This window comes from Aliiroseovarius sediminilitoris (assembly GCF_900109955.1).
In the GTDB taxonomy this organism is placed as follows: Bacteria; Pseudomonadota; Alphaproteobacteria; order Rhodobacterales; family Rhodobacteraceae; genus Aliiroseovarius; species Aliiroseovarius sediminilitoris.
The window spans coordinates 1,754,109-1,780,835 of record NZ_FOJB01000001.1; the positions used below are offsets into that span (position 1 = coordinate 1,754,109).

The window sequence follows — 26,727 nt, forward strand, 5'->3', positions numbered from 1 at the left end:
ATGTGGGATACGTCAGATGGGCAGGCGCGGCCATGGGGGCGGGCCTGAAAACTTCTCAAGATGATTATGTGTGTTGACGAATTTATGCGTCCGACATGCAGGGAAGGGATTGTCAGACCCCCGGCGCGGCCCTATCTTGACGGTAACTTGATATGGAGGGCGTGAGCTATGGCGCCCAAGCGTCCCGAAGGTGCGGGCGCGTTCCCGAAAGCGGTCGATACCCCCGCGCCGTCACCCGTGGATCCGGCAAGCCTTTATGCGGCTCTGGACCTTGGAACAAACAGTTGTCGAATGCTGGTTGCCCAACCGAAGGGAAGCCAGTTTCATGTTGTGGACAGCTTTTCCAAATCTGTGCAGTTGGGCAATGGGCTGGAAGCCTCGGGTCGGCTCAGCCGGTCATCTATGTCGCGCACGATTCAGGCTTTGCGGATCTGCCGCAAGAAGCTGATCAAACACGATGTGAAACGCATGCGACTTGTCGCGACCGAGGCGTGCCGCCGCGCGTCAAACGGCCGAAGTTTCATGAATTACATCCGGCGCGAAACCGGATTGGAGCTTGAGATCATCAAGCCCGAGGAAGAAGCGCGCCTTGCGGTGGTGTCCTGCGCGCCTCTGGTGTCCACCAAGACCGAACAGTTGCTGGTCGTTGATATCGGCGGCGGCTCGACCGAGTTGGTCTGGATCGACCTGTCGAAAGTCCCGCCGCTGGAACGTCCGCGCTCCATCATGCGCATGGGGCGTGGCTTTGTCGGTGGCGTGAGCGACTTTCCAGCCGCCAGCGTGGTGGACTGGATTTCCGTGCCTTTGGGCGTCGCCACCTTGCGCGAGATGTTTGACGACGTGGATGACGATGCGGGGCGCTATGCGCTGATGTCGGTGCATTTCGAGGAACAACTGGCTGGCTTCAGCCCGTTCCACCACGAACCGCCCCGTGCAGGGTTCCAGATCATTGGCACATCCGGCACGGTAACGACCGTGGCGGCGACCCATCTGGGTCTGCGCCGCTATGACCGGACCAAGGTGGACGGGTTGCGCATGACCTCGGACCAGATCGAACGGGTGATCCAGGGCTATCTGGCGTTGGGGCCGCAAGGGCGGCGGATGAATTCGCATATCGGGCGGGACCGGCAATCTCTGATCATGTCTGGCGCTGCGATCTTACAAGCGTTATTGCGCGTCTGGCCCACAGATCGGTTAAGTGTCGCAGACCGTGGCCTGCGCGAGGGCATCTTGTATTCGCAGATGTCTGCGGACGGCGTTTTGGAAGGCGGACCATTCTGATGACGGACACAGGCGGCAAGAAGGGCGGGCGAGTGCGCAAAAGCTCGGGCCGGGGGCAACGGGATTTGACCGTGAAGGTAAAAACCGCCCGCGGGCGGCGCAACAGCTCGACCCGATGGTTGCAGCGGCAGTTGAACGATCCTTACGTCGCGCGTGCCAAGGCCGAAGGCTATCGCGGGCGCGCGGCCTACAAGATCATGGAATTGGACGACAAGTTCCGGTTTCTGGTGAATGGGGCGCGGGTGGTCGATCTGGGCTGTGCGCCGGGAGGTTGGGCACAGGTCGCCGTGCCGCGCATAAATGCGCTTGGCGAAAAAAGCGGCAAAAAGGTCGGCACCTTCCTGGGCATCGACCTGCAAGAGGTTGAACCGCTGGCCGGGGCCACATTCCACCAGCTTGACTTCATGGAAGACGATGCGGATTTGGTGGTGAAAGAGCTTCTGGGCGGCAAGGCGGATGTGGTCATGTCCGACATGGCGGCCTCCAGTTCGGGCCACAAACAGACCGACCATTTGCGGATCATCGCTTTATGCGAAGCTGCGGCCTATTTTGCCTTCGACGTGCTGGACGAGGGCGGCACTTTTCTTGCCAAGGTGCTTGCGGGCGGCGCCGAAGGAGAGTTGCAGAAGCTGCTCAAGCTGAAATTCGAGAAGGTGGTGAATGTGAAGCCGCCGTCCAGCCGGTCGGACAGTTCCGAAAAATTCGTGGTCGCGATGGGCTTCAAGGGCTGATTGACCGCCGCGGTGGGTGGGGCAGGGCGTCGAATGCGTGCCTTGGCCCGTCGCCTTTTGGATGGTTCTTCGTGATCTGTCCTGCAAACTTAGACAATACCACAGACACGCGCGAATCCCGTGATTCATCCACCGGTCATCGCGCATCGCAGAGAGGCAACCAAATGAGAGCGCAACCCAAAGCAAGCCATTTCATCGGCGGCGTGTATGTCGAAGACAAGGACGGCGCTCCGATTGACGTGATCTTTTCGGCAACCGGCGAGGTGATCGCCCAGCTTCATGCCGCGACCCCTGCAATTATCGACAAGGCTTTGGACGCTGCGAAAGCGGCGCAAATGGAATGGGCAGCGATGACCGGAACCGAACGGGGCCGGATCCTGCGTCGCGCCGCCGACATCATGCGCGACCGCAACCATGACCTGTCGGTTCTGGAAACGCTGGACACCGGCAAACCCTATCAGGAAACCAGCGTGGCGGACGCGACCTCCGGCGCTGATGCGTTGGAGTATTTCGGCGGGCTGGCGGGTAGTTTGACTGGCGAACATATCCCGCTTGCCAATGGAGATTTCGTCTATACCCGCCGCGAAGCTTTGGGTGTTTGCGTCGGGATCGGTGCATGGAACTATCCCACCCAGATTGCCTGTTGGAAAGCCGCACCTGCGCTGGCCTGCGGCAACACTTCGGTGTTCAAACCGTCCGAGATGACGCCACTTTCGGCGCTGAAAGTGGCGGAAATCCTGATAGAGGCCGGTGCGCCCGCCGGTGTGTTCAATGTCGTGCAAGGCTATGGCGAGGTTGGTGCCGCCCTCGTGACTGATCCGCGCGTGGCCAAGGTGTCGCTGACAGGGTCCGTGCCGACGGGCAAGAAGGTCTATGCCGCCGCTGCTGCCGAAATGAAGCATGTCACCATGGAATTGGGCGGTAAATCCCCGATGATCGTCTTTGACGATGCCAATGTGGAAAACGCTGTATCGGGCGCAATTCTGGGCAATTTCTATTCGTCCGGGCAGGTCTGTTCGAACGGCACGCGTGTTTTTGTGCAGAAAGGCATCAAAGAGGCATTTCTGACCCGTTTGACCGAACGACTGGAGGGCGCCGTCATTGGCGACCCGCTGGACCCGACCACCAGCTTCGGTCCGATGATCAGCGAAGGGCAGTTGAACATCGTCATGAACTATATCGAGAAGGGCAAGGAAGAAGGTGCGCGGCTGGTCCATGGCGGCGAGCGGATCAAGGGCGATGGCTTTTTCCTGAAACCCACCGTCTTCGCCGATGTGACCGACGATATGACCATCGCACGCGAAGAGATTTTCGGTCCGGTCATGTCGGTGCTCGATTTCGACACCGAAGAAGAGGTTATGGCCCGTGCCAATGATACCGAATTTGGCTTGGCCGCCGGGGTCTTTACCAATGACCTGACTCGCGCGCACCGCGTCGTGGCCGGGTTCGAGGCCGGCACGTGCTATATCAACACGTATAACGACGCGCCGGTGGAAGCGCCGTTTGGCGGCACCAAAGCCTCGGGTGTGGGGCGTGAAAACTCGAAAGCGGCGATCGAGCATTACTCCGAGCTGAAAACCGTCTATGTGCGATTGAGCGAACTGGAAGCGCCGTTCTGATCGGGTGATCCCGTCACCGGCGGCTGGCAAACAGCGATGGGTCGGACAGTGGAAGATAATAACCGGTGGCCGAGATGAACACGGTCTTCCCGTCCCACGCACCATCGGGCAGGTCAAACTGAACCTCGGCGCGTTCGCCATAGCCAAGGATCAGGTTTTCCCCATCCTGAGCGGACAATTCTGTTGGCCATACGGCAGGGTAGGTTTCTTCGACGCCCTCATCATCTTGCAGGATCAGGGTGATCTGGTCGATATGGGCAAGTTCATGTTCTTTCTCGCGAATTTCCAGACGCCCGTCGAATTGGCCAAGCTTCAACCGGTCGGTGCGTTTCTTGTTGGGAGATGTCGCACCCAACAAGAAATGGTTTTCTTCGATCCAGATGTCACCGTCTTCCTGATAGGTATAGATATAGGGACAACTGCCAATGCCCCCTCCGGCAAACAGGATGAAGTTGTTCGGGTCGTGCTGGCGGAAATCATATTTGATGCCATCCACTTCGACTGCCTGAATGGCCCATGCGGGACCGTATTCGAACCGCTCTACCAATTCAGGAATGCGCCCTTTGGGCAAGTCGGACGGGGGCAGGGCAAACAGCACGTTTGAACGCTCGTTCGGATGAACGAATGCAATCGGATTGGTCGCCGAGGTCGCAGCTTCGTCCCGGATCGCTTCGCTCGCTGCATAATTGTCACGATAGCTCGATGTGATCCAATCAAAAAACTCCGGCAACAAAGGCATTTCGATGCGAACCGGAATGACCAGCTTTTCCCCCGGCGCCAGCATTCCCGGCGGCCACAACCGCTTTTCCACAGGGCGCGCCGCGGCCAGAAGGGCCTGTGTGTCGTCATGGCGTCGCAAGGTCATCTGATTGGTTTCGGCGATGCTGAAGGCGCCCACATCCATCGGCGTGTCGCCAACGTTTTCCAGGACTGCCACTAGCAGATCGGCACTGCGCGTGTTGGCGGTGAACGACCAGCCGTAATGGATCCCGGGTTCACCCATCACAATGGCATAATTGTCGGGCAAGCCGTTTCGTGCAAGGTATCGCAGCGCATCAAGGGAGGTGTGCTGAATGCGGCGTCCCGCAGAATATCCCGCGCCTGCATTGGCAAACAGCCCGCGTTCGGACCGTTGACGAAGGTCACTTGTGCTGCGCGCGTCATTGGAAATATCAAGCGCTCGACCCAGATAGGCATCATAACGGGTTTCATAATCCTCCAGGTCCGCCAGAGTCAGGGATCGCCACAGGGTGGGCGCGGTCATTTTCGATCCGGGTTCGACCCATTCCGCCGGCCCGGATGACGTGCCCCAAAAGGTCTGATAGCCCGCCGGGATTGCATATTGTTGAAACAGGGATCGGGCAGCATCCAGATCGGGGACGAAAAGCTCTCCGGGACCGAAGACCCGCCAGCCTTCGTTTGCCTTCAAATCCGGCATTGCGCCCGCATCGCTTTGAAACACCTTGATGTCAGCGTTCACCTCTTGCGCGTAGTCGGCAAGCCCCATGCTGAAGTCGCCACCTTCGAACCCCACATTGCCAGACAGATAGCTGCCCCCGATTTCCTGACCGAATTTATCGGTAAGATTGCGGATTTCGGAATGGACGGCGTTGTTGACGATGGCCTGCTGGCCGCCCAGATACTTCTCCCATTCAGGTGACAGCTTGCCGTTGATCAGAAAGCTCTGCCCGATGCCACCCAACCGGTAGTAGACCACACGGAACCGGGGTTTCTGGTCGCGGTCCTTGTAGCATACGACCGTCACATCGCCGCCGACATCCTGAATGACCGGACTGCAATCCCCATAGGTCGTGATGTCCTGAGCATGCGCGGCAAAGGGCAGGGCGGTCAGCGCCGCGATCCATGCCGCGCGCCCGATCATTGGCCGCCCGTGATGGAGACGTCGCCATCTACGTCCTGAACGATCGGGCTGTTGTCACCGCTTGTGGTCACGTCGCCGCCGGTGTCGATCTTTTGCGTCGTCGTCGATGGTCTAGGGGTGTCCGAGGCGAACAGACCCGCCTTGTCGGCCGCGGCAAGCAAGGTTGCAACGGCTGTCACAACGGCGGCAATGCCCGTCAGAATGCCGGGAATTGTCTTCCAGAACGACTTCTCTTCAGGTTTTTTCCTGCCGTCTTGCTGTGGTTTCTGGTCTGTCATCGGGGTTGGATATACGCGATCCGTTAGCTTAAAATACGATAAAGCCCGACTTCGAACAACCATGAGTTTACCCGCATGTTTGGTGCGGGCAAAGCGGGCTTGCCTGTGGCCCTTCCCATGGACCCCATGCATAAAGGGCACATTCTTGTCCGACGTGTCGAAAGATTGCTTGAAGGCTTTCTTTTCGCAGCGGCCAATCAGACATCTTTCGGGATGGCGACTTGCGACGAATGTAGGTGACGTTTTCTGATGACGTAAATTGTCGCTGTGCCGACACCCCATTAAACCATGCTTCATGCTTGGTGATGAACGTAAAGTCTGAATAACAATTTAAAACAAGCGGTAAAGGGGTAGTGGCGGAGAGACAGGGATTCGAACCCTGGGTAGGCTTGCACCCACAACGGTTTTCGAGACCGCCCCGTTCGACCACTCCGGCACCTCTCCGCGGGGGTCTTGCGGGGGGCATAATTCGCTCGCGCGGCATGTGCAAGCCATTTTTTTTTGAACAATTCATTGCCGACCGGCGGTTTCGTGATCGAGCAGAGCTTGGCACCCGAACTGTGTGGGGCTAGGTTATGGGGAACCAAACCAATCAAAAGGGCAATTGTTCCAATGAGACTTAACAGATTGGCACCGTTATTTGCCTTTGTGCTCTTGATTTTAGGGGGTGCGACTGCGGCGCAGGCGGCGGAAGAACAGGACATTCGCGACTTCCTGAAGGTCACGGGCTTTGACGTTGCGATTGCCTCGATCCAGCAGGGCGCGATGGCGGGACCGGCGCTGACCGGCGAGGATCCCGATGTGTTTGGCCGCCAATGGGTCAAACTGGCCGAGGAGGTTTTCAACCCTGACGAGATGATCTCGGAGGCGGTCGAAATGCTGGGCGCCGTCATGCCGGACGAGCTTCTGGATCACGGTGCGGCCTTCTATGGTAGTCCGCTTGGCCAGCGTTTGGTCGAGGTGGAAAATGAAAGCCACATGGCGGATGACACCGTGAAATATGCCGAAGGAGAGCGGCTGACCGGCGAATTGCTTGAACAAGACAGTATCCGCATTGATCTGTTTCGCGAAATGGGCACGGCGATTGGATCGACGGAAACCGCGATCAGGTCGATCGTGGAAATTCAAGTCCGGTATTTGATGGCGGCTGTGGCGGCGGGGGCCAGCGACTTTGACATCTCGGAGGAAGATCTGCGCCTGATGTTGATGGCGCAGGCGGGTGAGATGCGCAAGAACATCGAGGTCAACAGCCTTGTCGCGAATGCCTATGCCTATCGTGATCTGACCGATGAAGAACTGATCGATTATCTCGCCGCGCTTCAGGATCCGAAGATGGGCCAGGTCTACGAGATCTTGAACGCGGTTCAGTATCAGATCATGGCCGAGCGGTATGAGACACTGGCCAGCCGTTTGGTCGATCTGCGCCCCGAGCAGGAACTGTGATGCCCATTCGACTGCGACATACATTTGGCGTCGCAGCGATGCTTTTCGCACTGACGGTGTCTGGTGTGGCAACCAGTGCCTGGGCTGTGCCGCGTGATGTGACACCTGTGGGGCAGAACGAGACGCAGACTTACGACAAGCTCTGGTCGCTTCTGCGATTGAACGAACTGCTGGACATCATGCATGAGGAAGGGGCCAGTATGGCGCTGGAGGCCGATGTTGATTTGCTGGGCCATCCGGGTGGCGATCCGTGGCGTCGTCGGGTGCAGGCGATATATGATGTTGACCGCCTGAAGTCCGAAGCCGAGACTGCAATGAAAGCAGCGCTGGATGCCGCGCATCTGGATGCGCTATGTGATTTCTATGAAACGGATGACGTGCAGAGCGTTGTCGATCTTGAAATCACCGCCCGTCGTGCCTTTCTGGATGCCGATGTTGAAGATCGTGCTCGTCGCGCGTGGCTGAGCGGACGCATCCTGACGACGCATGAAGAGGCCATTCTGCGGTTTGTCGAGGTCAATGACCTGGTTGAACGCAACGTGATGGGCGCGCTGAATTCAAACTATGCATTCTTGCGGGCGATGACCGACGCCCATCCGGTTGCAGACGAAAAGCTGACCGAACAGGAAATCCTGTTCGAGGTCTGGTCGCAAGAGAAGGAAATCCGGCGCGACACTTCGGAATGGTTGTTTGCCTTTCTGTCGATGGCTTATGGTCCGCTGCCGCAGGATGTGCTGGATGACTATGTGGCGTTTTCCGAAACCGAGGCCGGTCACGCGCTGAATCAGGCGATGTTCGAGGCGCTGGATCAAATCTATGTCAGATTGTCCGCCGATCTGGGCCGTGCCGTGGGCGAGCTTGGGGCGCAGCAAGACCTCTAGACCACCGGTGAGTGGAAAAAGATGGGGCGGGCGGGGCGCATCTGGTCACTCCTCTGGCACTCCGTCCAACCCTTTCAGGCCGTCGATCATCTCGCTCAGCTGGTTTTCGTATCTACGCCATTTCCCGATGGACGAGCTGTATAACGGTTGCCGCACCTGCGCCAGCGACAGCGTTTTCACGTCACGGTCGGTCTTGTGGAAGTCCAGACAGGCGTCTTCCCACTCCAAATCGCAAAACTCCAACAGCTTTCGCACTTCCCGTTCGGGGTTGGCGACAAGGGCTTCATACTCAAGCTCATAGATACGGTCGGGTGCCATCTCTTGCCACAATGCAAGGTATTGGGTGAACAGGCGATAGGTCTCGACAAGATCCGATTGCGTGTAGGTATAAAGGTGCAGCCCCGTGACAAAGCGGTTCTTGAACATCGACCACAAATTGTCACGCGGATCGCGGCGCAGGGCGACAATCTTGGCATTGGGCAGTGCCAGCCATGCCAGCGGCGCGATCTGATAGGTCGAAATTGTCTTGTCGGTGATCCGCCCCGCCCCCGGAACACGAACATCAATGGCGGCCTGATAGTCGCGGCCCAAGGTCTCGAACTGGTCCGGGGTCATATCGGCAACAGTGCCCCCGTCGCGGTCAGTTCTTGCAACAGACCGAAACACCAACGGGTGCAGGATGCTCAACTCGTCTCCGCCGGTAATGGTCGAATGGCTGGCCAATATCTGCTCTACCAAAGTGGTTCCGGATCGCGGCAAGCCGGTCACGAAGATGGTTTGGTTGTCCTGATAGCCGACCTTGCCAATCTGGCGCTTGTCGAAGCCATCAAGAAACGCTTTCAGCTTGTCGAAATCCCGTTGCGCCTTGGCGCGGTCATAAGGGTGGCGCTTTGCCATGATTTCATTTGCGCGCGACAGATAGTGCCAGGCTTGATCGTCGTCGCCAAGGTCCTCCATGACTTTCAGAAGCCCATAGCCCAAATCCATGCGGCCATCATCGGGCAGGTCGTCACGCAGCCACAGGTTTTTCATTTCGGTGACGACCGGATCATCGGCAGCAAGTTTCTTGCCATGGGCGATCATCCGGTAAATCGCACCGGATCGCACATCGCGCGCCAGGGCATCCCGCAGAACGGTATCAGCGGCCTCCATAGCCCCTTCCTGTTGCAGGATGTTGGCCGCAATGGTGACAACGCGCAGATTGTTCGGATCAGCCTCCAAAGCCGCCTTGATGCGTTCATGGGCAGCATCGGCGTCTCCCGCCAGCTTGCGGGCGACCGCCCCAAGGGCAAGCGTTTCTCCGGTGGGCGGGGCAAGCCGCTCCAGATGATCCAGATCGGCCAACGCAGCGGCAGCGTTTTCCAGAGAGAGATGCGCCTGCGCCCGCGTCATCAGGGCCAGACGGTTGTCCGGATCCTGTTTCAAAAGCCTGTCAAGGCAATCCACCGCTTCGTAGGGCGAACCCAGATCCTGATAGAGCTTGCCAAGGTTGCCCAAAACTATCGGGTTGTGCGGAATCAGCCGTCGGGCATGCAGCAGCAAAGGCTTGGCCTCCTGATGACGACCGGACGCCAAAAGCAATTGCCCCAGTTGTGCGGCGGCCTCGCCGTAATCGGGGTCAATGGTCAAGGCTGATCGAAAGGCGGTTTCCGCCTCCGCGGTGCGGCCCAGACTGGCCAGTGCCGCACCGTGTATGGTCGACAGAATCTCGCTTCCGCCACGCGTGGCGATCAATTGGCGCGCCTGCGCTTCGGCCTCTGCCATCTTGCCGGCATTGATCTGCGCGACCAGCCTGTCGATCTCGGCGGTCGTCACTTTGGTCGACACGCGTGCGGTGCTGGTCTGGACGGCATCCATTGCCTTGGCGATCGCCTTCCGATCGCGCTGTCCCAGATTTGCGGCTTTCAGCTGCGCCTTTGCCTCTTTCCGGGCGGTGTCATCGCCATAGGCGGCGATGGCGGCAGCGTAAGCCTGCCACACTTTCAATTCGGTCGGCGCAAGTTGGGCGGCGCGTGCCAGAAAGTGACTCGCATCCTTTGGACGCCCCGCCTGCATATGAATCTGTCCCATGTGAAAGGGGATCTCGGCGCGTTTCGGGGCGAGCTTCGAAATCTGGGCAAACAGGTCCAGCGCCTCGCGTGGTTTGCCGCCGCGTGCAAGCCCCATGGCGCGATTGAACATGGCAGGGATCTGGTTGGAATTTAGCGGCAGCATCGCAGGCTCCTTGCGCTTTGGTCATAGGCATGAGCAGCGGGCGCACATGCAGGATATTTCCATTCATGGCCTAATATGTCATGCCATGGGTCGCAAGGGTTGTTGCGTGGCAGAGCGGGGTCGTGCGCCGGTGGAGTTTTCACTGGAAACCGGCTTGACTTGCAGGCCGTTTCACCCGATAAGCCGCCACTCCTACCGGGAATTTCCCGAGTGGGGGCGTTTAACATTGCCCATCGGGGCGCGCTGTTCGAGGCAAGTGAAGGGATCAACCCTTCGACAAACACCGGGTTTTCGGGGCCACAGAACGCGGAATATGAAGGAAGATCAAATGTTTGCGGTTATGAAAACCGGCGGCAAGCAGTATAAAGTCCAGGCAGGAGACGTTTTGCGCGTCGAAAAGCTGGCGGCTGCTGCGGGCGAAAAAGTCCAGTTCAACGAGATTCTGATGGTTGGTGCAACCGTCGGCACCCCCACCATTGCCGGTGCTGGTGTGCAGGCCGAAGTCATCGACCAGATCAAAGGCGACAAAGTCATTCACTTCGTGAAGCGTCGTCGTAAACATGGCTCCAAGCGCACCAAGGGCCACCGTCAGCAACTGACGCTCTTGCGCGTGACTGACATCCTGGAGAAGGGTGCAGATAAGTCGGGCGTGAAAGCTGCGATTGGTGCGGGGTCGGTTCCGGGTGGTGCTGCCGCTGCGCCGGCCAAGAAAACCGCGCCGAAAAAGGCTGCCCCGCAGAAAGCCGAGAAGGCCGAGGCCTCTGCGGCTGCTGCTGCGGACGACCTGACAGCAATCACCGGTGTCGGTCCCGCCGCCGCCAAGAAGCTGGCCGACGCTGGCATCACCACCTTCGCCCAACTTGCGGCCGTTGACGTTGACAGCTTTGACGCTGTCAAAGTTAAGCCCGAGTGGGTTGAGCAGGCCAAAACGCTGGCCTAATCTGAGCTAAGGAGAGATAGCATGGCACATAAAAAAGCAGGCGGTTCATCCCGTAACGGCCGCGACTCGGCCGGTCGTCGCCTTGGCGTCAAGAAATTTGGCGGTGAAGTCGTGATTCCCGGAAACATTATTGTGCGTCAGCGCGGCACCAAAATGTGGCCGGGCGCGAATGTTGGAATGGGCAAGGATCACACCATCTTCGCGACGGTTGAAGGCCAGGTCCAATTCCATAAAGGCCTGAAAGGCCGCACCTTTATTTCGGTTCTCCCGGTGGCGGAGGCCGCTGAGTAAGCCGAACCTGACAAGGTTGTGACAAACCAGGGGCCGGCTGTGAATGCCGGCCCCTTTTCTTTTTGTATCAAGCACCTATCTGCCATTCATCGGGATTTCATAATTTGGTCTTATTGCCCCCCATATCCTGCGATATGTCCACCAGGGAGAACTGACCAACCCGGTGCGTTCTGCGCTTTTCAGAGGAGGGAAAGCCATGAAGCATGTTGAGATCACACGCCAACCGCTTATCGAGGCGGACCGCTTTGTGCTTCGCCCCGTTCGACGTTCGGATGCGGGGATGCTGTCCATGTATACGGCGGATGAACGCGTGGCGTCTGGCACACGGTCGATCCCGCATCCCTTGCCACCCGGCACGACCGAGGCATTCATCGAACGGTCGTTGCAAGACGAGCGTAATGAAGATGTCTGGGTGATGGACGCCGCGCAAAACGATGGGCGCGAAGTCCTGGGCGTGATCAGCCTGACCCATTTGGATCGGGCGCAATCTCAACTTGGCTATTGGGTCGCGCCGGGGTTCTGGAACACTGGCATCGCGTCAGAGGCCGTGCAGGCGATTGTTGCGGCCAACCCACAGCACAACACGTCAATCTTTGCCGAGGTTTTTCAGGACAACGCCGCATCAGCCCGTGTTCTGACCCATGCGGGGTTTGAATATATCGGCGACGCCGAAAGCCACTGCGTGGCGCGCAACGCCAATGTGCCGACATGGACTTACATCAACAAGATATCTTAACGCGTTGCTATAATGGATGATTGTCTTATCAGGACGAAGCGGCTGACGCTCCGTCCTTTGACGGCTGCGGATGGTGATCAGGTGGTTGACTTGCTCAACGACTATGAGGTCGCGCGCTGGCTGACCGTCGTCCCGCACCCCTATACACTTGCTGATTTCAACGGGTTTCTGACCCATCTGGCCGACACCTCTCGGCTGGGCGGGTTGGCCATTGAACGGAACAACAGGGTCTCGGGCGTGGTTGGACTGGACCCGACACTTGGCTACTGGTTGGGGCGCGCGCACCAAGGACGCGGCGTGATGATCGAGGCGACGACGGCTCTCTTGGAGTGGGCCTTTGCCAATCTTGAGATCGACCAGGTCAGCTCGGGGTATTTTCGTGACAACATCGCGTCGCGCACGGTGCTGACAACGCTTGGATTTCGCCATACCGGCGTGATCGAACAGGTGCACTGCACCTCTCAAGACATTGATGTTGAACTGATTAAAGTCGAACTAAGTCGCGCAGATTGGCAGTCCCGCCGATGATGACCCGTCTGATCACTGACCGTTTGATGCTGCGCCGCACACAGCCTGCCGATGTCGACGCCTTCCACGCGCTGGTGTCTCACTTTGACGTGGTGCGCATGACCGCCAGTTGGCCCTGGCCCGCAGACCCTGCGTATACGAAATCGCGTTGTGCCCCCTGCGACCCGGCGGTCGGTCTGGCCGGTCCGGTATTTCGCCATGGCCAGCTTGTCGGTGCCATGGGCATCATGTCCCGCGAAGAGAATGGCCCGGAACTGGGTTACATGTTCGCGCCCGCGCATTGGGGCAAAGGATATGCAACCGAAATGGGGGTACAACTCATCGCTTATGTATGGGCGCATTACGATTGGGATGCGATCCGCGCAACGGCGTTTGAAGACAATCCGGCCTCGGTGCGGGTGCTGGACAAGCTGGGCTTCACCGAGACCTGCCCGACAATCGGCAGATGCAGGGCGCGCAATGGCGATGTTCCCCTGCGCAGTTTCACCCTGCCACGCCCCGTCAATCCGTAAGCTGTTTGCGACGCAAACCACCTTGAACTCTTGAGCCTCGGCTCATTTCCCTCTATCGCAAATATCGTAACCAGAAAAGGCGTGCGCCCGATGAAATTCCTCGATCTCGCAAAGGTCTATATCCGTTCGGGTTCCGGCGGCGGGGGCTGCGTGTCGTTTCGGCGCGAGAAATACATCGAATATGGCGGTCCCGATGGTGGGGATGGCGGACGCGGTGGCGATGTTGTCATCGAGGTCGTTGACGGGCTGAACACCCTGATCGACTTTCGCTATCAACAACACTTTTTCGCAGGCAACGGGCGCCCCGGCATGGGGCAACAGCGCACCGGACCGGACGGCGACGATATTGTCCTGCGGGTGCCTGTGGGAACCGAGATCCTGGACGAAGACCAAGAGACCGTGATTGCCGACATGACCGAGGTCGGGCAGCGTTTTGTGCTGGCCAAGGGCGGCAATGGGGGGTTCGGAAACCTGCATTTCACCAGTTCGACCAACCGCGCGCCGCGCCGCGCCAATCCGGGGCAGGAAGGCGTCGAGCGCACGATCTGGCTGCGTCTGAAGCTGATCGCTGATGTGGGGTTGCTGGGCCTGCCGAACGCGGGAAAATCGACATTCCTTGCCGCGACCTCGAACGCGCGGCCCAAGATTGCGGATTATCCCTTCACCACGCTGCACCCCAATCTGGGAGTGGTCGGTGTTGACAACGCCGAATTCGTCGTGGCCGACATTCCCGGCCTGATCGAAGGTGCGTCGGAAGGGCGGGGTCTTGGCGATCTGTTCCTTGGCCATGTCGAACGTTGTTCCGTTTTGCTGCATCTGGTCGATGGCACGTCCGAAGATGTGGTGGCAGACTGGCAAACCATCATCACCGAGATCGAAGCCTATGGCGACATTCTGGGCGGCAAGCCCCGCGTCACCGTTCTGAACAAGATCGACGCGTTGGATGACGAGGAACGCGCAGAAAAGCGCAAGATGCTTGAGGCCGTCGCCGGCCCAGTGATGTTGATGTCCGGTGTCGCTCATGAAGGGACCACCGACGTGCTGCGTGCGTTGCGTAAAGAGATTTCCGAGGACCGCATCCGCCAGAAACCCCGAGAGGAGCAACAGACGTGGCAACCCTGACGAAGGCCAGCCGTATCGTGGTCAAGATCGGCTCGGCGCTTCTGGTCGATGTCGCGACGGGGACATTGAAATCCGATTGGTTGCAGTCTCTGGCCGCCGACGTGGCTGCGCTGAAGGCGCGTGGGGCGGATGTGGTTCTGGTGTCCTCTGGCTCCATCGCCTTGGGGCGCGGGGTGTTGGGGTTGCCCTTGGGCACCTTGTCGCTGGAACAGTCGCAAGCGGCTGCTGCGGTCGGGCAAATCCGGCTGGCGCGAGCCTACGAAACGGCACTCGCCCCCTTGGGTGCGACCACCGCGCAGGTGCTGGTGACGCTGGAGGACAGCGCCGATCGCCGCCGATACCTGAACACACGCGCCACGTTAGAGACGCTTCTGTCGCTGGGCGTTGTGCCCATCGTGAACGAAAATGACACGGTGGCCACGGATGAAATCCGCTTTGGCGACAACGACCGGCTGGCCGCGCAGGTGGCCGTCACGGTTGGGGCCGACCATCTGGTTTTGCTGTCGGATGTGGATGGGTTCTATTCCGGCAACCCCAAGGACGATCCCGCCGCCACGCGCTATGACGTCATCGACGCAATCACGCCCGCGATTGAGGCGATGGCAGGCGACGCGGGCACGGGTCTGTCTAAAGGCGGGATGAAAACCAAGGTGATGGCCGCGAAAACCGCGACCGGGGCAGGGTGTGACATGACGATCACGCTGGGGTCGCGAATGAACCCCTTATCTGCCTTGGCCGAAGGCGCGGCGTCCACCTTGTTCACTGCGCGCACCGACCCGAAAGCAGCGCGGAAACATTGGATTGCGTCGATGAAATCGCGCGGCGCGGTGGTGGTCGATCAGGGGGCCGAACGCGCGCTGCGCTCGGGCAAATCGCTATTGCCTGCCGGGGTGGCCGCGGTGCGGGGTGATTTTCAGCGCGGCGACCCGATCGAAATACATGGGTCCGATGGAACTCATCTGGGCGCTGGCCTAAGCCGCTATACTGCGGACGAAGCGCGGGCGATCAAGGGGCAGCGGTCGGACAAGATCGAGGCCATTCTGGGCTATCCGGGCCGCGCCGCCCTGATCCATCGCGACGACATGGCCCTGTAAGGACAGCGATCAAGAGAACGGAGATCAACCATGAGCGAAGACATCACGTCCATGATGACCGAGATCGGACGCCGCGCGCGCGATGCGGCCAAGGTGCTTGCCTTCGCTCCGGCAAGGGCCAAGGAAAAGGCCCTGCTGGCGGCTGCGGATGCCTGTTGGGACCGGCGGGCCGAAATTACCGATGCCAACCAGAAAGACATGGCGTTTGGTCGCGACAAGGGTCTGTCGCCCGCCATGATGGACCGCTTGATGCTGGACGAAGATCGCATCAAGGGCATGTGCGACGGGTTGCGCGCCGTGGCGAGGCAGAACGATCCGGTGGGCGAGGTGCTTGAGGAATGGGATCGTCCCTCGGGCTTGCATATCAAACGCGTCCGCACGCCATTGGGTGTGATTGGCGTGATTTATGAAAGCCGTCCGAACGTGACCGCGGACGCGGGTGCGCTGTGCCTGAAGGCGGGGAATGCGGTGATCCTGCGTGGCGGGTCCGAGAGTTTTCATTCTGCCGGGCTGATCCATGCCTGTTTGCAAGACGGATTGCGTGCCGCAGGTTTACCTGTGGATGCCATCCAGCGTGTGCCGACCCGAAATCGAGCAGCGGTAAGCGAGATGCTGACAATGACCGATTACATCGACGTGATCGTGCCGCGTGGCGGCAAGGGGTTGGTGGGATTGGTCCAGCGCGAGGCGCGTGTGCCGGTCTTTGCACACCTTGAAGGCATCGTGCATATCTATATCGACAAGGACGCCGACCCGGACAAGACCGCACGGGTGGTGATGAATGCCAAGACCCGACGCACAGGAATTTGTGGCGCGGCCGAGTGCCTGTTGATTCACCGCGATACGGTCATCTTGGGACAGAAGGTGTTGAATGATCTTATGGATGCCGGGGTCGAGGTGCATGCGGGCGACGGGCTGACGGGCACCATCGCTGCCACCGAGGACGATTGGGGCAAGGAATTTTTGGACAGTATCATCGCGGCCCGGATTGTCGACGACGTGGACGGGGCGATTGACCATATCAACCGCTATTCTTCGTCTCATACCGATGCGATCCTGACCGAGAACGACGCGACTGCCGAACGGTTCTTCACCCGGCTGGACAGCGCGATCCTGATGCGCAATGCCTCGACCCAGTTTGCGGACGGAGGCGAGTTCGGCATGGGCGCTGAGATTGGCATCGCCACTGGCAAGATGCACGCGCGCGGGCCGGTGGGTGCGGCGCAACTGACATCGTTCAAGTATCTGGTCGAAGGGGACGGCACGACCCGCGCGTGATATCTCCTAGAACTCCACGCTGATCGAATGTTCTGCTATGGTCACGCCGGCATTGCGACCTTGGCGGGCCAGTTCGGGCCCAACCAGCGCGAAGTGAACCTGCGCCGGGGGCACGTCGGCGTCGCTTTGCAGGGTCGAGACCATGTTCCATAGAACGGTGTCCACTTTCATCTTGTCCGCCTGACCCTGTATCCGCCAGTGTGCACCGTCGCGGCGCACTTCGATCCGACCGCCCCAAGGCATTGCGGTCTCAAAGCACTGAAGGATCAGGAAAGCCAATTTGACCGCGCAGCGCGGTTGGTTTCCGGTGGGGTGCCAGTCTACTTCGATCTTACGACCATCCACGCCGGGCGCAAGAATGGCACGGATTTCGTGTTCTGCGATCAGTTGATCTTCAGATGCAGCACCAAAGGCCACGCGGAAATAGCGAATGCGCAGGTTGGCGTTGGTGACGCTTTCTGCGATCAGCGCCATTTCCGGGCTATCGGCCAAACCGGAAAGCTGCAACAGTTCAACGCCGTTGCCGATCGCGCCCAGAGGGCTGATAAGATCATGGCAGATACGAGAGCCGATAAGGGACGTCAGGTCGCGGTCTTGTTGGGTCATGGAAGATACCTTGAAAGGAAGACGGATGAATTTGGGATCGATGCTGGAACCGGGTATGTTGGTGCGTCATCCGAACCAACCGGACTGGGGCGTAGGGCAAGTGCAATCAAATATCGGCGGCAAGATCACGGTGAATTTTGAGCATGCTGGCAAGCAGGTGATTGTTTCGGATCGCATAGACCTGATCCCGGTTTTTGAACCTCCGCAAGCAACTTAAAGTAAATCATCGGAAAGCAATACAATCATAACGAGCCGCCCACTCAGTTGCAAACCCTAAGCCACCACCATAAAAGCCCAGCAAAGTTAGCAAAACGTTAATAACGATGCCCAAACCCGATTTTGCCCTGCGCCTGGCCCAAGACGAGGCTGACCTGATCGCTGCCCAGCGATTGCGCTATGACGTTTTCGTGGCTGAACTGGGCGGAACGGGCAAGTTGGTCGATCATGACGCGCGGCTGGAACGTGACGCGTTTGACCCCTATTTTGACCACTTGATTCTGTTCGATCAGGCCCGTGAAGGATGCCCTGCCGTGGGCGTCTATCGGTTGCTGAGGGGGGATCGGCTGTCGACGACCGGAAACGGCTTGTCGCGGTTTTATTCCGAAGATGAATATGATCTTACGCCACTACGAACTTCGGGTCGTAAGCTGTTGGAATTAGGGCGTTCCTGCCTTCATCCCGACTATCGTGGCGGCCGCGCGATGATGCTTCTCTGGACCGGGTTGGCCGACTATGTGGCAGAGCACAAGATCGAGCTTCTGTTTGGTGTCGCCTCGTTTCATGGCACGGATATCAACGCATTGGCAGCGCCTTTGTCCTTGCTGCATCACCGCCACTTGGCACCCGAAGCGTTACGGGTCAAAGCTCAACCTGCGCATTTTCAATCCATGAACCTGATCGATGCGGATCATATCGACCGGCCTGCCGCGATGCGGGCGGTGCCATCGTTGATCAAGGCCTATCTTCGGCTGGGTGGCTTTGTTGGGGAAGGGGCCTATGTTGACCATGAGTTCAACACGACGGATGTGTGCCTGATCATGGACACCGAACAGATGAGTGAGAAACACAAGGCAATCTACACCGGAAAGTCCCACAGATGACCGCCCAGTGGCATGGTGAGCCAGAGCCGCATCCCTTCCGTCCGTCTGGTGCAGATTGGCTGCTTATCGTCGCGCGCGGGTTTCCCTTGGCAGTGCTTGTTTTCGGCGGTTTGGTCGTGCTGTTGCTTATCCGACTGATCGAGCGGCCCTTGTGCGGCATCAGGCGACCGATCACACCGCACATCACCCAATTTGTCTGCCGTGTGGCGTTTGTGATCCTTGGCATCCCCTTCAAAGCGATCGGAACTCCCATGCGCGAGAAGGGGGCGGTGGTTGCCAACCATGCGGGCTGGCTTGATATCTTCTCGCTTAACGCCAGGAAGCGCGTCTATTTCGTGTCGAAATCCGAGGTGGCGGGTTGGCCCGGTATCGGCTGGTTGGCGCGCGCAACGGGCACCGTGTTTATCAACCGTGACCGGCGCGAAGCCACAATGCAGATCGAGGTCTTTCGCGAACGCCTCCAGGCCGGCCACAAGTTGCTCTTTTTTCCGGAGGGCACATCCAGCGACTCGCGCCGCGTTCTGCCTTTCAAATCAACGCTTTTCGCCGCGTTCTTTACGCCTGAAATGCGAGATTTCATGTGGGTTCAGCCGGTCACGGTGCGCTATATTGCGCCCCATGGTGCCGATCCGCGTTTTTACGGCTGGTGGGGCGATATGGATTTTGCGCCGCATCTGGTGCAAACGCTTGCCGCGCGTCGGCAGGGCCGGGTTGAAGTGGTCTATCACGCGCCGGTCAAGGTGTCTGACTTTGCCGGTCGGAAAGAACTGGCGGCCTATTGCGAAACCGCCGTTCGAAGCGGATTGGACGATTTGAAGGACCAGGCGACTTAACCGGTCATTGCACCCAAAAGCCGCGCCAGCGTCGCCGATGGGTCGTCCGTGCGCCAGATTTCTTCCCCGATGGCGAAGAAATCGGTGACGGGTGTCAAAGCACGGATGGTGTCTTCGTCCAGCGCGCCTTCAGCCACCACGGGCACTTCGATCATCTTGGACCACCAATCGAACAGGTCCGCCTCGGCCCGGGTGCCATCGCCAAGTGCGGTCGCGCCCACAGGCCCGAAGCTGACGTAATCTGCGCCCACTTCACCAGCCGTCATGCCATCATGGCGCGAGGCACCGCAAAATGCTCCGACAATGGCGTCGTGGCCAAGATCGTCGCGGCTCTTGCGCACCCGGCGCGCGCCATCCCCCAGATGAACCCCATCCAGCCCCAGGCGTTCAACCATCAGAGCGTGGTCCGCGATCACGATCGGCACGTCGCGCGTATGGGCCACTTCGCGGCAAGCGTCGGCGGCGCGCATGATGCGGTCCTCGTCCGTTGTGGCCAGCGATAGCCTCAGACAGGCGGTTTCATGGGCGTCCAGCACGCGGGCGAGCTGATCGGGAAACTGCGACAGCTCAAATTCGGGCGGTGTCACCAGATAAAGCTGGGGAAGTTCGAAAACTGTCTCGGCCATCGCGCGCGGTCCTCTTCGTGGGGTGTTTTGCAGCTTCATAGACGGCTAGAGCGTCTTTGCAAGCCTGACAAGGGGATCGGCGTCACTTCGCAGGCAGCGAGGCGACATATTCCAGCGCCAAGCGAAGCAGGTCGCCGCGCGTGTCATCATCTGCCATTGCGTCCGGACCCGCCTCGATGAAGCCGCCCATGCGTCGGCCCGTGAACGCCATGGGTTCTGCCCCAGGCAGCGCCAGCGCAGCGGCTTCATTTACCTTGCCAACGCGATACATCGCGCCATCCTTGTGCACGCCGCACAGCATGTTGCCATTCAGCATAAAAGCGATCCCGCCGAACATCCGTTTTTCGGACAATCCGTGGGTCGCTGAAAGATCGTCTGTCAAAAGCTCATAGATTCCTTCGTCATATGCCATGCGCGACCTCATGCTTGCCCTGATGCTGCGCTCAGCGTATCACGCGCCCAATCAAAGGGAAGGGTCGGCATTGGCGGATCACATGACGGATAATCTGGGGCCGCAGCCCGAAATCGTGCTGGTGCGTCCGCAGATGGGCGAAAACATCGGGGCAGCGGCGCGCGCGATGCTGAATTTCGGGCTGGAGCGGATGCGCATCATCGCCCCGCGCGACGGTTGGCCGAACCAATCAGCGGTGGCCATGGCGTCTGGTGCGGGCCGGGTGCTGGACGGGGCGGGGGTCTATGACACGCTCGCGGACGGGATCGGCGATTGCGACTATGTTTACGCCACGACAGCGCGTTCGCGCGATTTGGCGAAACCGATCCTCAGCCCTGAACGCGCCATGGCCGAGGCGCGCGCGATGCGGGCAGAGGGCAAGAAGGTGGCGATCCTGTTTGGGCCGGAACGGACCGGGCTTGAGAATGGCGAGGTGGCGCGGGCAAACGCGATCATTTCGGTGCCGGTGAACCCCGGGTTTGCGTCTTTGAACCTTGCGCAATGCGTGCTTCTGACCGCCTATGAATGGCGGCGCCAGACCACCGAGTTTCAGCACGAGGTGATGGAATGGGCAGGCTCTGAGCGCGCACCGTCCATCGAGGTTGAGAAACTGGCGGAGCATTACGAGGCTCGACTGGATGAGGCCGGGTTCTTCTATCCGCCGACCAAGGCGCCGGTCATGAAAACCACGCTGCGCAATATGTGGAGCAGGATGCCCATGACGCGCGCCGATGTGCAGATTTTTCACGGTATCCTGCGCCAATTGTTGCGAGGCAAACAGGGTTGATCAGGTTTTTCGGGTGGCCGCCACCACCCAAATGATCGCCAACACGAGCGCGCCGACCGCGTTCAGGTTCGCCATGGTGACACCAAACAGATCCCATGGGATTTCATCGCAGCGGATCAGCGGCGCATCGTTGATTTTCGACAGCAGGTCATCGACAGACATATCTGCGACACCGCTGCCGGTGCACGAGCTTGGGCCGTCCCACAGCTTGCGTTCAACGCCTGAGTGGAAAAAGCCGATAGCGGATGTCGTTGCTGCCGCCAGCGCGCCAAGCCAGGCAAGCGCTTTCTGCTTTGTCGAAAGTGCCACGCCTCCGATCACGATGGCGGCAGCATGGGGCCAGCGTTGCCACAGGCACAGTTTGCAGGGCGCATAGCCCAAGGCCTGAAAGACGAATGCGCCGCCAAGGATCAGCGCCGAGGAGATGGCTGCGAAGGCGATCAACTGGTTCGCCGTGAAGCGGTCAAGAAATCTCATAGATATTTTACCGTGTAAAATCCGCCGATCAGGATCACGACGAACAGGATGAACATCAGACCCAAACGCCGCTCGATGAAGTCGCGGATCGGCGCGCCGAATTTCCACAAAAGGGCCGCGACAACAAAGAAACGCAAGCCTCTTGCAATCACGCTGGCGACCATGAAAACGCCAAAGTTCAGGCCGGTGGAGCCGGACAGAATGGTAATGACCTTGTAGGGGAACGGTGTCACACCCGCGATCAGCACAGCCCAGGCACCCCATTGGTTATAGGTCTCGGCAAAGTGGCCAAACTCGTTGGTTTTGCCATAGAATTCCAGCACAGGCTGGCCGACGCTTTCAAACAGACCCCACCCGATGAAATAGCCAAACGCCCCGCCGAGGACGGACGCGACCAGCGCGACCGTGGCAATCACGAAAGCGCGCGACGGGCGGGCGATGATCATCGGGATCATCAGGATATCGGGTGGGATCGGAAAGACCGAGCTTTCCAGAAACGCCACAAACGCCAGCCCCCACAACGCGTGGCGCGTGTCTGCCAATCCCATGGTCCAATCGTAAAGACGCCTGATCATCTGCGTGCCTCTTGCTTTTTGCTCACGAACCACGCCCCGTGCGTGACGTCAAGGGACAGGCGGGACATCATGGCTTGATAGAAGTCGAATGGCCGGTAAACTGGCTGTGAAACGATAGTGCAATGGTCCGATGCTTCGGTTGTCGGGTGGGCAAAGGGAGCATCACGATGAAATGGCAAGGCCGGCGCGGAAGTCGGAACATCGAAGATCGACGCCGGGCAGGGGGCGCGGCGCAGGTCGGCGGGCTTGGGCTTTTGGCGGTGTTGGCCATCGGCTATTTCCTGGGTGTTGACGTTACCCCATTCCTGCAAGGCGGCGGAACGCTCGGATCGGGCGGCGGCGGCGAAATCACCGAGGCCGACCGGCAGGAGGGTGAGTTTGTCTCGGTCACACTGGCCGATACCGAAGAAGTTTGGGACGAACTGTTTCGAACTCAAGTTGGGCAGAGTTACAATCCGGTGACGCTGGTGCTTTACAAAGGTGTCACGCAAAGCCCCTGTGGCGGTGCGTCTGGTGCGACCGGACCGTTCTATTGTCCGGGGGATCGCAAGGTTTATCTGGACACCTCGTTTTTCACCACGCTGTCCCGACAGTTGGGCGCAAAGGGGGATTTCGCGGCGGCCTATGTGGTTGCACATGAGGTGGCGCACCATGTGCAGAACGAGTTGGGCATTCTGGGGCAGGCCAATTCCATCCGCGCGCAGGTTGGTGAAGCCGAGGCTAACGCGGTCTCGGTTCGGATCGAGCTTCAGGCAGATTGCTATTCGGGCATCTGGGCACGCGAGGCGCAGGCACGGTTTGGCTCGCTGGAACGTGGCGATGTGGCCGAGGCGATGAACGCCGCTCGTCAGATCGGTGATGATACGCTGCAACGCAGTGCAGGCCGCATACCGATGCCGCACACCTTTACCCATGGCACATCCGAACAGCGCCAGAACTGGTTCCTACGGGGCTATGAGAGTCGCGATATGCGCAGTTGCGATACCTTCTCGGCGGACCAGATCTGAACGGTGATTCTTTTTGGATTGGTTCGGGAATTGAACCGACAGCGTCCAACGTGGATGCACATACGCCAATATTACATGCGTTAAGTAGCGGAAAAATCGTCATGTTTACAAGGTTGTTGCGCATGCAACGAGTTTTGTTTACGAATATTTCAGCGACAGGATCATAAGCAAACCCGACCGTGCAGTCGATAATACTTGCGTGACGGCAAAGAGCCTGTTTTTATCGGTTTGTCTGTAAGGCGGTGGAACCGCCAGTGGCAGACCGGACATAGTTCGCGTTTGGGAGGAAGCGAAATGAAATTCACCATGAAAACTGCTTTTGTTGGCGCTGTAGCACTTGGGCTGACCGCCGGAGCCAGCTTCGCGCAAGAAGTCACGCTGAGATGTCAGCACTTTTTACCGCCGACTGGGTCCACGCCGCTCTATTTCATGACGCCATGGGCCGAAAAGATCGAACAGGAATCCGGTGGTCGGATCAAGGTTGAACTTTATCCGGCCATGCAGCTGGGCGGCAAACCTCAGGCGCTGTATGACCAGATACGCGATGGCGTGATTGATTGTGGGTGGGCGCTGCCCGCCTATACGCCGGGCCGTTTCCCCGAAGCAGAAGCGTTCGAACTGCCCTTCATGACGGGCCGCAACGCCGAAGCCTCCTCCAAGGCGGCGTGGGAGTATTCGGAAAAATACCTGATGGAACGGATGAGCGACGTCAAACTTCTGGCCACCCATGTCCACGGCCCCGGTGTTGTCCACAAGAAGGGTGAACCGGTAAAGGCACTTGAGGATTTTCAAGGGCTGAAACTGCGTGGACCGTCGCGTCAGGCCAATGCGTTGTTTGAAGAACTGGGCGCATCCCCCATCGGCATGCCGCTTCCGACCTTCCCCGAAGCACTGTCCAAGGGCGTTGTGGATGGCGGGGTGATCCCATGGGAAATCGTGCCACCGCTGAAGGTGCACGAACTGGCAGACAGCCACACGGAATTTCCCGGCGATCGCTCGCTTTACAACACGTTCTTCATCTGGGCGATGAACAAGGACACCTATGCCAACCTGCCGGACGACCTGAAAGCGGTGATCGACGCCAACTCGGGACTTGAGACCTCGGGTTGGGCTGGCGCCTCGTTCGACAAGGGCGACGTGATCGGGCGCGAGATTGTGGCGGGCACCGACAACACCATTCACGAGCTTGATCCGGCTCTGGTCGCCGAAATCCGGGCCATTGGCGACAAACAGGTTGAAGCCTGGGCGGCTGACATGACCTCCAAAGGCCTGGATGGTGAAGGCATGGTGGCCTATGCCAAAGAGCTTGTCGCCAAATATGCCGACAACTGATCGACGATAAAAACAGCTCCGGGCAGCGGGTTTGCCCGGAGTTTTTTTTGCGCAAAGGTGGTGCATCGAAAAAGGCACGCCGACCCGACATCAGATAAACAGGGGATAGCTTTGGCAATCGCGAAATCGGCACAGATACGGGTTGGCCGCTGGTTGGAACGCGCAAGTCGTTGGATGGCGTATTCCGGCGGGGCGGTTCTGGTCGCAATTGCACTGACAACGGTGATTTCGATCATCGGGCGGACGCTTTCGGGTTTCGGTCTCATCCCCGTCAAAGGCGACTATGAAATCGTTGAGATGGGATGCGCGATTGCGGTCTTTGCTTTCATGCCATGGTGCCAGTTCAAGCGCGGTCATGTCACGGTCGATATCTTTATTTCCAAACTGTCCGACAGGATGCAGGCGATCCTTGGACTGATCGGGGATCTGTTCCTGACGGGGGCAGCGTTCATCATCCTGTGGCGGCTGTGGTTGGGGTTCGGCGAGAAGTTTCCGTTCGGTTCGGACGGTCTGCGCAATGTCCTTGGCATGGGGGCGAAACCCTTCTTTGCCGAAAGCACTTATGAACTTGAAATACCCCTATGGATCCCTTTCGGTCTGAGCTTGGTTGGCGCGGCATTCTTTATGATTGTCGCGGCCTATTCGGTCTGGCGGTCTTTCAACTGGGTGCTTGATGGCAAGGAGGAACGGGTATGACCGGGATCGAACTGGCGATTGTCGCCTTTGCCCTGATGCTGCTTGCGATCTTTCTGCGCCTGCCCATCGGGTTGGCCATGGGGCTGACCGGGTTTTTCGGCATCTGGTACCTGATGGGGCATCCATCAGTGACGCTGAGCCAGCTCAAGACGCTGTCGTATGACACGTTCTCCAGCTATTCGCTGTCCATCGTGCCGCTGTTTCTGCTGATGGGGCAGTTTGCGACGAAATCCGGCATGTCCGGCGCATTGTTCGAGGCTGCAAGCGATTGGCTTGGCCACCGAAAGGGTGGAGTGGCCATGGCCGCCGTAGGGGCCTGTGCGGGTTTCGGCGCGGTGTGTGGCTCGTCGCTGGCGACGGCCTCTACCATGGGGCAAGTGGCCTTGCCGGAAATGCGAAAACGTGGCTATTCCGACGCCCTGTCCACCGGCGTTCTGGCCGCAGGCGGGACACTTGGGATCCTGATCCCGCCCTCGGTCATTCTGGTCATCTATGCGATCCTGACAGAGCAGAACATCGTAAAAATGTTCATCGCCGCCTTGGTGCCGGGCATCCTCGCCGCGCTTGGATACATGCTGACCGTGGCCGTCATGGTGCGGATCAATCCAGACAGCGCCACCACCGCGGATCGGGTGCCCTATGCGCACCGGTTCCGGACTTTGTTATCGATCTGGCCGGTGGTGGTGATCTTTGGTCTGGTGATGGGCGGTATCGCTGCGGACTGGAACTGGACCAAGACTGGTGTGCAAGCCTTGTTCACCCCAACCGAAGGCGCCGCCGTGGGCGCGGTTGCCACCGGGCTTTACGGTGTGATGACCGGCGGGCTGACCTGGAAGGGGTTTCTGGACAGCATCCTGTCCACTGCGCAATCCACTGCGATGATCTTTTTCATCGTGCTGGGCGCGCAGATCTTCAACTCGTTTCTTGCCTTCACGCAGGCCCCGCAAATGCTGGCCGAATGGGTCACAGGACAGGGATTTTCGCCACTGGTGGTTTTGACACTGATGCTGATCGCCTATCTGGTCTTCGGTTGTGTCATGGACAGCCTGTCGATGATCCTTCTGACCATCCCGATCTTCTATCCGATCATCGAGGTGCTGGATTTCGGTCTGACCCCTGAAGAGGCGGGCATTTGGTTCGGCATCCTTGCCCTGATCGTGGTCGAGGTCGGATTGATTACGCCGCCGGTGGGCATGAACCTGTTCATCATCAACTCGATGGCCCGCGATATACCGATGTCGGCAACCTATCGCGGGGTCGCGCCCTTCGTGCTGTCCGACCTGATCCGCGTTGTGGTTCTGGTCGCCTTTCCGGGCATCACGCTGTGGCTGGTCGGGGTGATGTTCTAGCAGCAATAAAAACGCCGGGGGCAGGGCAAAACCTCGTTGACGTTGCCTCGGCGCTTGG

The 26,727-nt window shown here is 59.0% G+C and carries 29 protein-coding genes and 1 tRNA gene; 21 read left to right on the plus strand and 9 right to left on the minus strand.

Annotated features, from left to right (window positions below; all coding sequences use genetic code 11):
- Positions 1-168 precede the first annotated feature (168 nt).
- The 3 genes from BMY55_RS08670 (at position 169) to betB (ending at position 3,631) form a co-directional block, all read left to right on the plus strand.
- Positions 169-1,281 carry a Ppx/GppA phosphatase family protein gene (locus BMY55_RS08670; protein WP_091429939.1) on the plus strand — a complete coding sequence of 371 codons (1,113 nt, stop codon included), beginning with the start codon at positions 169-171 and terminating at the stop codon, positions 1,279-1,281.
- The gene (locus BMY55_RS08675) at positions 1,281-2,012 is read left to right on the plus strand and encodes an RlmE family RNA methyltransferase (protein WP_091429940.1); all 732 of its coding nucleotides are present in this window, start codon (positions 1,281-1,283) and stop codon (positions 2,010-2,012) included. The genes BMY55_RS08670 and BMY55_RS08675 overlap by 1 nt, the downstream gene beginning before the upstream one ends.
- Before the next feature lie 164 nt (positions 2,013-2,176).
- The gene (betB, locus tag BMY55_RS08680) at positions 2,177-3,631 is read left to right on the plus strand and encodes a betaine-aldehyde dehydrogenase (RefSeq protein WP_091429941.1); all 1,455 of its coding nucleotides are present in this window, start codon (positions 2,177-2,179) and stop codon (positions 3,629-3,631) included.
- A gap of 13 nt (positions 3,632-3,644) precedes the next feature.
- Here betB and BMY55_RS08685 read toward each other — a convergent pair whose 3' ends face one another.
- From BMY55_RS08685 to BMY55_RS08695, 3 genes are all read right to left on the minus strand, one after another.
- Positions 3,645-5,513, minus strand: a complete 1,869-nt coding sequence (locus tag BMY55_RS08685) for a hypothetical protein (RefSeq protein ID WP_091429942.1) — start codon at positions 5,511-5,513, stop codon at positions 3,645-3,647.
- Positions 5,510-5,791 carry a hypothetical protein gene (locus tag BMY55_RS08690; RefSeq protein WP_091429943.1) on the minus strand — a complete coding sequence of 94 codons (282 nt, stop codon included), beginning with the start codon at positions 5,789-5,791 and terminating at the stop codon, positions 5,510-5,512. Before BMY55_RS08690 ends, BMY55_RS08685 begins: the two co-directional genes overlap by 4 nt.
- Before the next feature lie 354 nt (positions 5,792-6,145).
- Positions 6,146-6,235: transfer RNA gene (locus BMY55_RS08695), tRNA-Ser, on the minus strand.
- 168 nt (positions 6,236-6,403) lie between these two features.
- On the opposite strand from BMY55_RS08695, the gene BMY55_RS08700 reads away from it, so the two are divergent.
- Positions 6,404-7,234, plus strand: coding sequence for a DUF2059 domain-containing protein (locus tag BMY55_RS08700; RefSeq protein ID WP_091429944.1), 831 nt, complete (start codon positions 6,404-6,406; stop codon positions 7,232-7,234).
- The gene (locus tag BMY55_RS08705) at positions 7,234-8,115 is read left to right on the plus strand and encodes a hypothetical protein (RefSeq protein ID WP_091429945.1); all 882 of its coding nucleotides are present in this window, start codon (positions 7,234-7,236) and stop codon (positions 8,113-8,115) included. The genes BMY55_RS08700 and BMY55_RS08705 overlap by 1 nt, the downstream gene beginning before the upstream one ends.
- 45 nt (positions 8,116-8,160) lie before the next feature.
- On the opposite strand, the gene BMY55_RS08710 is transcribed toward BMY55_RS08705, so the two are convergent.
- A complete protein-coding gene (locus BMY55_RS08710) occupies positions 8,161-10,329 on the minus strand; it encodes a tetratricopeptide repeat-containing sulfotransferase family protein (RefSeq protein WP_091429946.1) in 2,169 nt (722 codons plus the stop codon).
- Between the two features lie 328 nt (positions 10,330-10,657).
- Here BMY55_RS08710 and BMY55_RS08715 point away from each other — a divergent pair, with 328 nt between their 5' ends.
- From BMY55_RS08715 to BMY55_RS08750, 8 genes are all read left to right on the plus strand, one after another.
- Positions 10,658-11,269 (plus strand): 50S ribosomal protein L21, encoded by a 612-nt coding sequence (locus BMY55_RS08715; RefSeq protein WP_091432229.1) that lies wholly within the window; start codon positions 10,658-10,660, stop codon positions 11,267-11,269.
- A 21-nt stretch (positions 11,270-11,290) separates the two neighbouring features.
- Positions 11,291-11,560: a 50S ribosomal protein L27 gene (rpmA, locus tag BMY55_RS08720; protein ID WP_091429947.1), complete on the plus strand. Its 270-nt coding sequence runs from the start codon at positions 11,291-11,293 to the stop codon at positions 11,558-11,560.
- A gap of 196 nt (positions 11,561-11,756) precedes the next feature.
- Positions 11,757-12,296, plus strand: coding sequence for a GNAT family N-acetyltransferase (locus tag BMY55_RS08725; RefSeq protein WP_091429949.1), 540 nt, complete (start codon positions 11,757-11,759; stop codon positions 12,294-12,296).
- Between the two features lie 12 nt (positions 12,297-12,308).
- Positions 12,309-12,824, plus strand: a complete 516-nt coding sequence (locus BMY55_RS08730) for a GNAT family N-acetyltransferase (RefSeq protein WP_091429951.1) — start codon at positions 12,309-12,311, stop codon at positions 12,822-12,824.
- Entirely contained in the window at positions 12,824-13,336 is a 513-nt protein-coding gene (locus BMY55_RS08735; protein WP_177179315.1) for a GNAT family N-acetyltransferase, read from the plus strand. The genes BMY55_RS08730 and BMY55_RS08735 overlap by 1 nt, the downstream gene beginning before the upstream one ends.
- A gap of 90 nt (positions 13,337-13,426) precedes the next feature.
- Positions 13,427-14,458 carry a GTPase ObgE gene (gene obgE, locus BMY55_RS08740; RefSeq protein WP_091429955.1) on the plus strand — a complete coding sequence of 344 codons (1,032 nt, stop codon included), beginning with the start codon at positions 13,427-13,429 and terminating at the stop codon, positions 14,456-14,458.
- Positions 14,446-15,552, plus strand: coding sequence for a glutamate 5-kinase (gene proB / locus BMY55_RS08745; RefSeq protein ID WP_091429957.1), 1,107 nt, complete (start codon positions 14,446-14,448; stop codon positions 15,550-15,552). The genes obgE and proB overlap by 13 nt, the downstream gene beginning before the upstream one ends.
- Before the next feature lie 30 nt (positions 15,553-15,582).
- Positions 15,583-16,830, plus strand: coding sequence for a glutamate-5-semialdehyde dehydrogenase (locus tag BMY55_RS08750; protein ID WP_091429959.1), 1,248 nt, complete (start codon positions 15,583-15,585; stop codon positions 16,828-16,830).
- A 6-nt stretch (positions 16,831-16,836) separates the two neighbouring features.
- Here BMY55_RS08750 and BMY55_RS08755 read toward each other — a convergent pair whose 3' ends face one another.
- Positions 16,837-17,436: a histidine phosphotransferase family protein gene (locus BMY55_RS08755; RefSeq protein ID WP_091429961.1), complete on the minus strand. Its 600-nt coding sequence runs from the start codon at positions 17,434-17,436 to the stop codon at positions 16,837-16,839.
- 25 nt (positions 17,437-17,461) lie between these two features.
- Between BMY55_RS08755 and BMY55_RS08760 the strand changes: the two genes are divergently transcribed.
- The 3 genes from BMY55_RS08760 to BMY55_RS08770 all read left to right on the plus strand — a co-directional run bounded on the left by BMY55_RS08760 (position 17,462) and on the right by BMY55_RS08770 (position 19,369).
- Positions 17,462-17,653, plus strand: a complete 192-nt coding sequence (locus BMY55_RS08760) for a DUF3553 domain-containing protein (RefSeq protein WP_091432231.1) — start codon at positions 17,462-17,464, stop codon at positions 17,651-17,653.
- A 106-nt stretch (positions 17,654-17,759) separates the two neighbouring features.
- Positions 17,760-18,536 carry a GNAT family N-acetyltransferase gene (locus BMY55_RS08765; RefSeq protein WP_091429963.1) on the plus strand — a complete coding sequence of 259 codons (777 nt, stop codon included), beginning with the start codon at positions 17,760-17,762 and terminating at the stop codon, positions 18,534-18,536.
- The gene (locus BMY55_RS08770; RefSeq protein WP_091429966.1) at positions 18,533-19,369 is read left to right on the plus strand and encodes a lysophospholipid acyltransferase family protein; all 837 of its coding nucleotides are present in this window, start codon (positions 18,533-18,535) and stop codon (positions 19,367-19,369) included. The genes BMY55_RS08765 and BMY55_RS08770 overlap by 4 nt, the downstream gene beginning before the upstream one ends.
- Here BMY55_RS08770 and BMY55_RS08775 read toward each other — a convergent pair.
- Both BMY55_RS08775 and BMY55_RS08780 read right to left on the minus strand, forming a co-directional pair.
- Entirely contained in the window at positions 19,366-19,995 is a 630-nt protein-coding gene (locus BMY55_RS08775) for a thiamine phosphate synthase (RefSeq protein ID WP_091432233.1), read from the minus strand. The two genes, BMY55_RS08770 and BMY55_RS08775, sit on opposite strands and share 4 nt — an antisense overlap.
- 82 nt (positions 19,996-20,077) lie before the next feature.
- Entirely contained in the window at positions 20,078-20,407 is a 330-nt protein-coding gene (locus BMY55_RS08780) for a TfoX/Sxy family protein (RefSeq protein WP_091429968.1), read from the minus strand.
- 82 nt (positions 20,408-20,489) lie between these two features.
- Between BMY55_RS08780 and BMY55_RS08785 the strand changes: the two genes are divergently transcribed.
- The gene (locus BMY55_RS08785; protein ID WP_091432235.1) at positions 20,490-21,233 is read left to right on the plus strand and encodes an RNA methyltransferase; all 744 of its coding nucleotides are present in this window, start codon (positions 20,490-20,492) and stop codon (positions 21,231-21,233) included.
- On the opposite strand, the gene BMY55_RS08790 is transcribed toward BMY55_RS08785, so the two are convergent.
- Together BMY55_RS08790 and BMY55_RS08795 are read right to left on the minus strand one after the other, a co-directional pair.
- Positions 21,234-21,710: a disulfide bond formation protein B gene (locus BMY55_RS08790; RefSeq protein WP_091429969.1), complete on the minus strand. Its 477-nt coding sequence runs from the start codon at positions 21,708-21,710 to the stop codon at positions 21,234-21,236.
- Positions 21,707-22,285 carry a YqaA family protein gene (locus BMY55_RS08795; protein WP_091429971.1) on the minus strand — a complete coding sequence of 193 codons (579 nt, stop codon included), beginning with the start codon at positions 22,283-22,285 and terminating at the stop codon, positions 21,707-21,709. The genes BMY55_RS08790 and BMY55_RS08795 overlap by 4 nt, the downstream gene beginning before the upstream one ends.
- Positions 22,286-22,452: 167 nt before the next feature.
- On the opposite strand from BMY55_RS08795, the gene ypfJ reads away from it, so the two are divergent.
- The 4 genes from ypfJ (at position 22,453) to BMY55_RS08815 (ending at position 26,669) form a co-directional block, all read left to right on the plus strand.
- Positions 22,453-23,292 carry a KPN_02809 family neutral zinc metallopeptidase gene (gene ypfJ / locus BMY55_RS08800; protein ID WP_091429973.1) on the plus strand — a complete coding sequence of 280 codons (840 nt, stop codon included), beginning with the start codon at positions 22,453-22,455 and terminating at the stop codon, positions 23,290-23,292.
- A gap of 294 nt (positions 23,293-23,586) precedes the next feature.
- Positions 23,587-24,624 (plus strand): TRAP transporter substrate-binding protein, encoded by a 1,038-nt coding sequence (locus BMY55_RS08805; RefSeq protein ID WP_091429975.1) that lies wholly within the window; start codon positions 23,587-23,589, stop codon positions 24,622-24,624.
- 111 nt (positions 24,625-24,735) lie between these two features.
- The gene (locus tag BMY55_RS08810; RefSeq protein ID WP_143064314.1) at positions 24,736-25,320 is read left to right on the plus strand and encodes a TRAP transporter small permease; all 585 of its coding nucleotides are present in this window, start codon (positions 24,736-24,738) and stop codon (positions 25,318-25,320) included.
- On the plus strand, positions 25,317-26,669 hold the full coding sequence (locus tag BMY55_RS08815; protein WP_091429978.1) for a TRAP transporter large permease: 1,353 nt from the start codon (positions 25,317-25,319) through the stop codon (positions 26,667-26,669). The genes BMY55_RS08810 and BMY55_RS08815 overlap by 4 nt, the downstream gene beginning before the upstream one ends.
- Positions 26,670-26,727 lie beyond the last annotated feature (58 nt).

Bases quoted from the DNA above. Each gene is read 5' to 3' on its own strand.
- BMY55_RS08760 (WP_091432231.1), top strand. From the start codon at position 17,462: ATGAATTTGGGATCGATGCTGGAACCGGGTATGTTGGTGCGTCATCCG.
- BMY55_RS08750 (WP_091429959.1), top strand. From the start codon at position 15,583: ATGAGCGAAGACATCACGTCCATGATGACCGAGATCGGACGCCGCGCG.
- BMY55_RS08730 (WP_091429951.1), top strand. From the start codon at position 12,309: ATGGATGATTGTCTTATCAGGACGAAGCGGCTGACGCTCCGTCCTTTG.
- BMY55_RS08815 (WP_091429978.1), top strand. From the start codon at position 25,317: ATGACCGGGATCGAACTGGCGATTGTCGCCTTTGCCCTGATGCTGCTT.
- BMY55_RS08710 (WP_091429946.1), bottom strand. From the start codon at position 10,329: ATGCTGCCGCTAAATTCCAACCAGATCCCTGCCATGTTCAATCGCGCC.
- BMY55_RS08755 (WP_091429961.1), bottom strand. From the start codon at position 17,436: ATGACCCAACAAGACCGCGACCTGACGTCCCTTATCGGCTCTCGTATC.
- BMY55_RS08790 (WP_091429969.1), bottom strand. From the start codon at position 21,710: ATGAGATTTCTTGACCGCTTCACGGCGAACCAGTTGATCGCCTTCGCA.
- BMY55_RS08675 (WP_091429940.1), top strand. From the start codon at position 1,281: ATGACGGACACAGGCGGCAAGAAGGGCGGGCGAGTGCGCAAAAGCTCG.
- BMY55_RS08785 (WP_091432235.1), top strand. From the start codon at position 20,490: ATGACGGATAATCTGGGGCCGCAGCCCGAAATCGTGCTGGTGCGTCCG.
- BMY55_RS08700 (WP_091429944.1), top strand. From the start codon at position 6,404: ATGAGACTTAACAGATTGGCACCGTTATTTGCCTTTGTGCTCTTGATT.
- BMY55_RS08795 (WP_091429971.1), bottom strand. From the start codon at position 22,285: ATGATCAGGCGTCTTTACGATTGGACCATGGGATTGGCAGACACGCGC.
- rpmA (WP_091429947.1), top strand. From the start codon at position 11,291: ATGGCACATAAAAAAGCAGGCGGTTCATCCCGTAACGGCCGCGACTCG.
- BMY55_RS08725 (WP_091429949.1), top strand. From the start codon at position 11,757: ATGAAGCATGTTGAGATCACACGCCAACCGCTTATCGAGGCGGACCGC.
- BMY55_RS08670 (WP_091429939.1), top strand. From the start codon at position 169: ATGGCGCCCAAGCGTCCCGAAGGTGCGGGCGCGTTCCCGAAAGCGGTC.
- BMY55_RS08705 (WP_091429945.1), top strand. From the start codon at position 7,234: ATGCCCATTCGACTGCGACATACATTTGGCGTCGCAGCGATGCTTTTC.
- BMY55_RS08770 (WP_091429966.1), top strand. From the start codon at position 18,533: ATGACCGCCCAGTGGCATGGTGAGCCAGAGCCGCATCCCTTCCGTCCG.
- BMY55_RS08715 (WP_091432229.1), top strand. From the start codon at position 10,658: ATGTTTGCGGTTATGAAAACCGGCGGCAAGCAGTATAAAGTCCAGGCA.
- BMY55_RS08780 (WP_091429968.1), bottom strand. From the start codon at position 20,407: ATGGCATATGACGAAGGAATCTATGAGCTTTTGACAGACGATCTTTCA.
- BMY55_RS08775 (WP_091432233.1), bottom strand. From the start codon at position 19,995: ATGGCCGAGACAGTTTTCGAACTTCCCCAGCTTTATCTGGTGACACCG.
- BMY55_RS08690 (WP_091429943.1), bottom strand. From the start codon at position 5,791: ATGACAGACCAGAAACCACAGCAAGACGGCAGGAAAAAACCTGAAGAG.
- BMY55_RS08685 (WP_091429942.1), bottom strand. From the start codon at position 5,513: ATGATCGGGCGCGCGGCATGGATCGCGGCGCTGACCGCCCTGCCCTTT.
- BMY55_RS08765 (WP_091429963.1), top strand. From the start codon at position 17,760: ATGCCCAAACCCGATTTTGCCCTGCGCCTGGCCCAAGACGAGGCTGAC.
- obgE (WP_091429955.1), top strand. From the start codon at position 13,427: ATGAAATTCCTCGATCTCGCAAAGGTCTATATCCGTTCGGGTTCCGGC.
- BMY55_RS08805 (WP_091429975.1), top strand. From the start codon at position 23,587: ATGAAATTCACCATGAAAACTGCTTTTGTTGGCGCTGTAGCACTTGGG.
- ypfJ (WP_091429973.1), top strand. From the start codon at position 22,453: ATGAAATGGCAAGGCCGGCGCGGAAGTCGGAACATCGAAGATCGACGC.
- betB (WP_091429941.1), top strand. From the start codon at position 2,177: ATGAGAGCGCAACCCAAAGCAAGCCATTTCATCGGCGGCGTGTATGTC.
- BMY55_RS08735 (WP_177179315.1), top strand. From the start codon at position 12,824: ATGACCCGTCTGATCACTGACCGTTTGATGCTGCGCCGCACACAGCCT.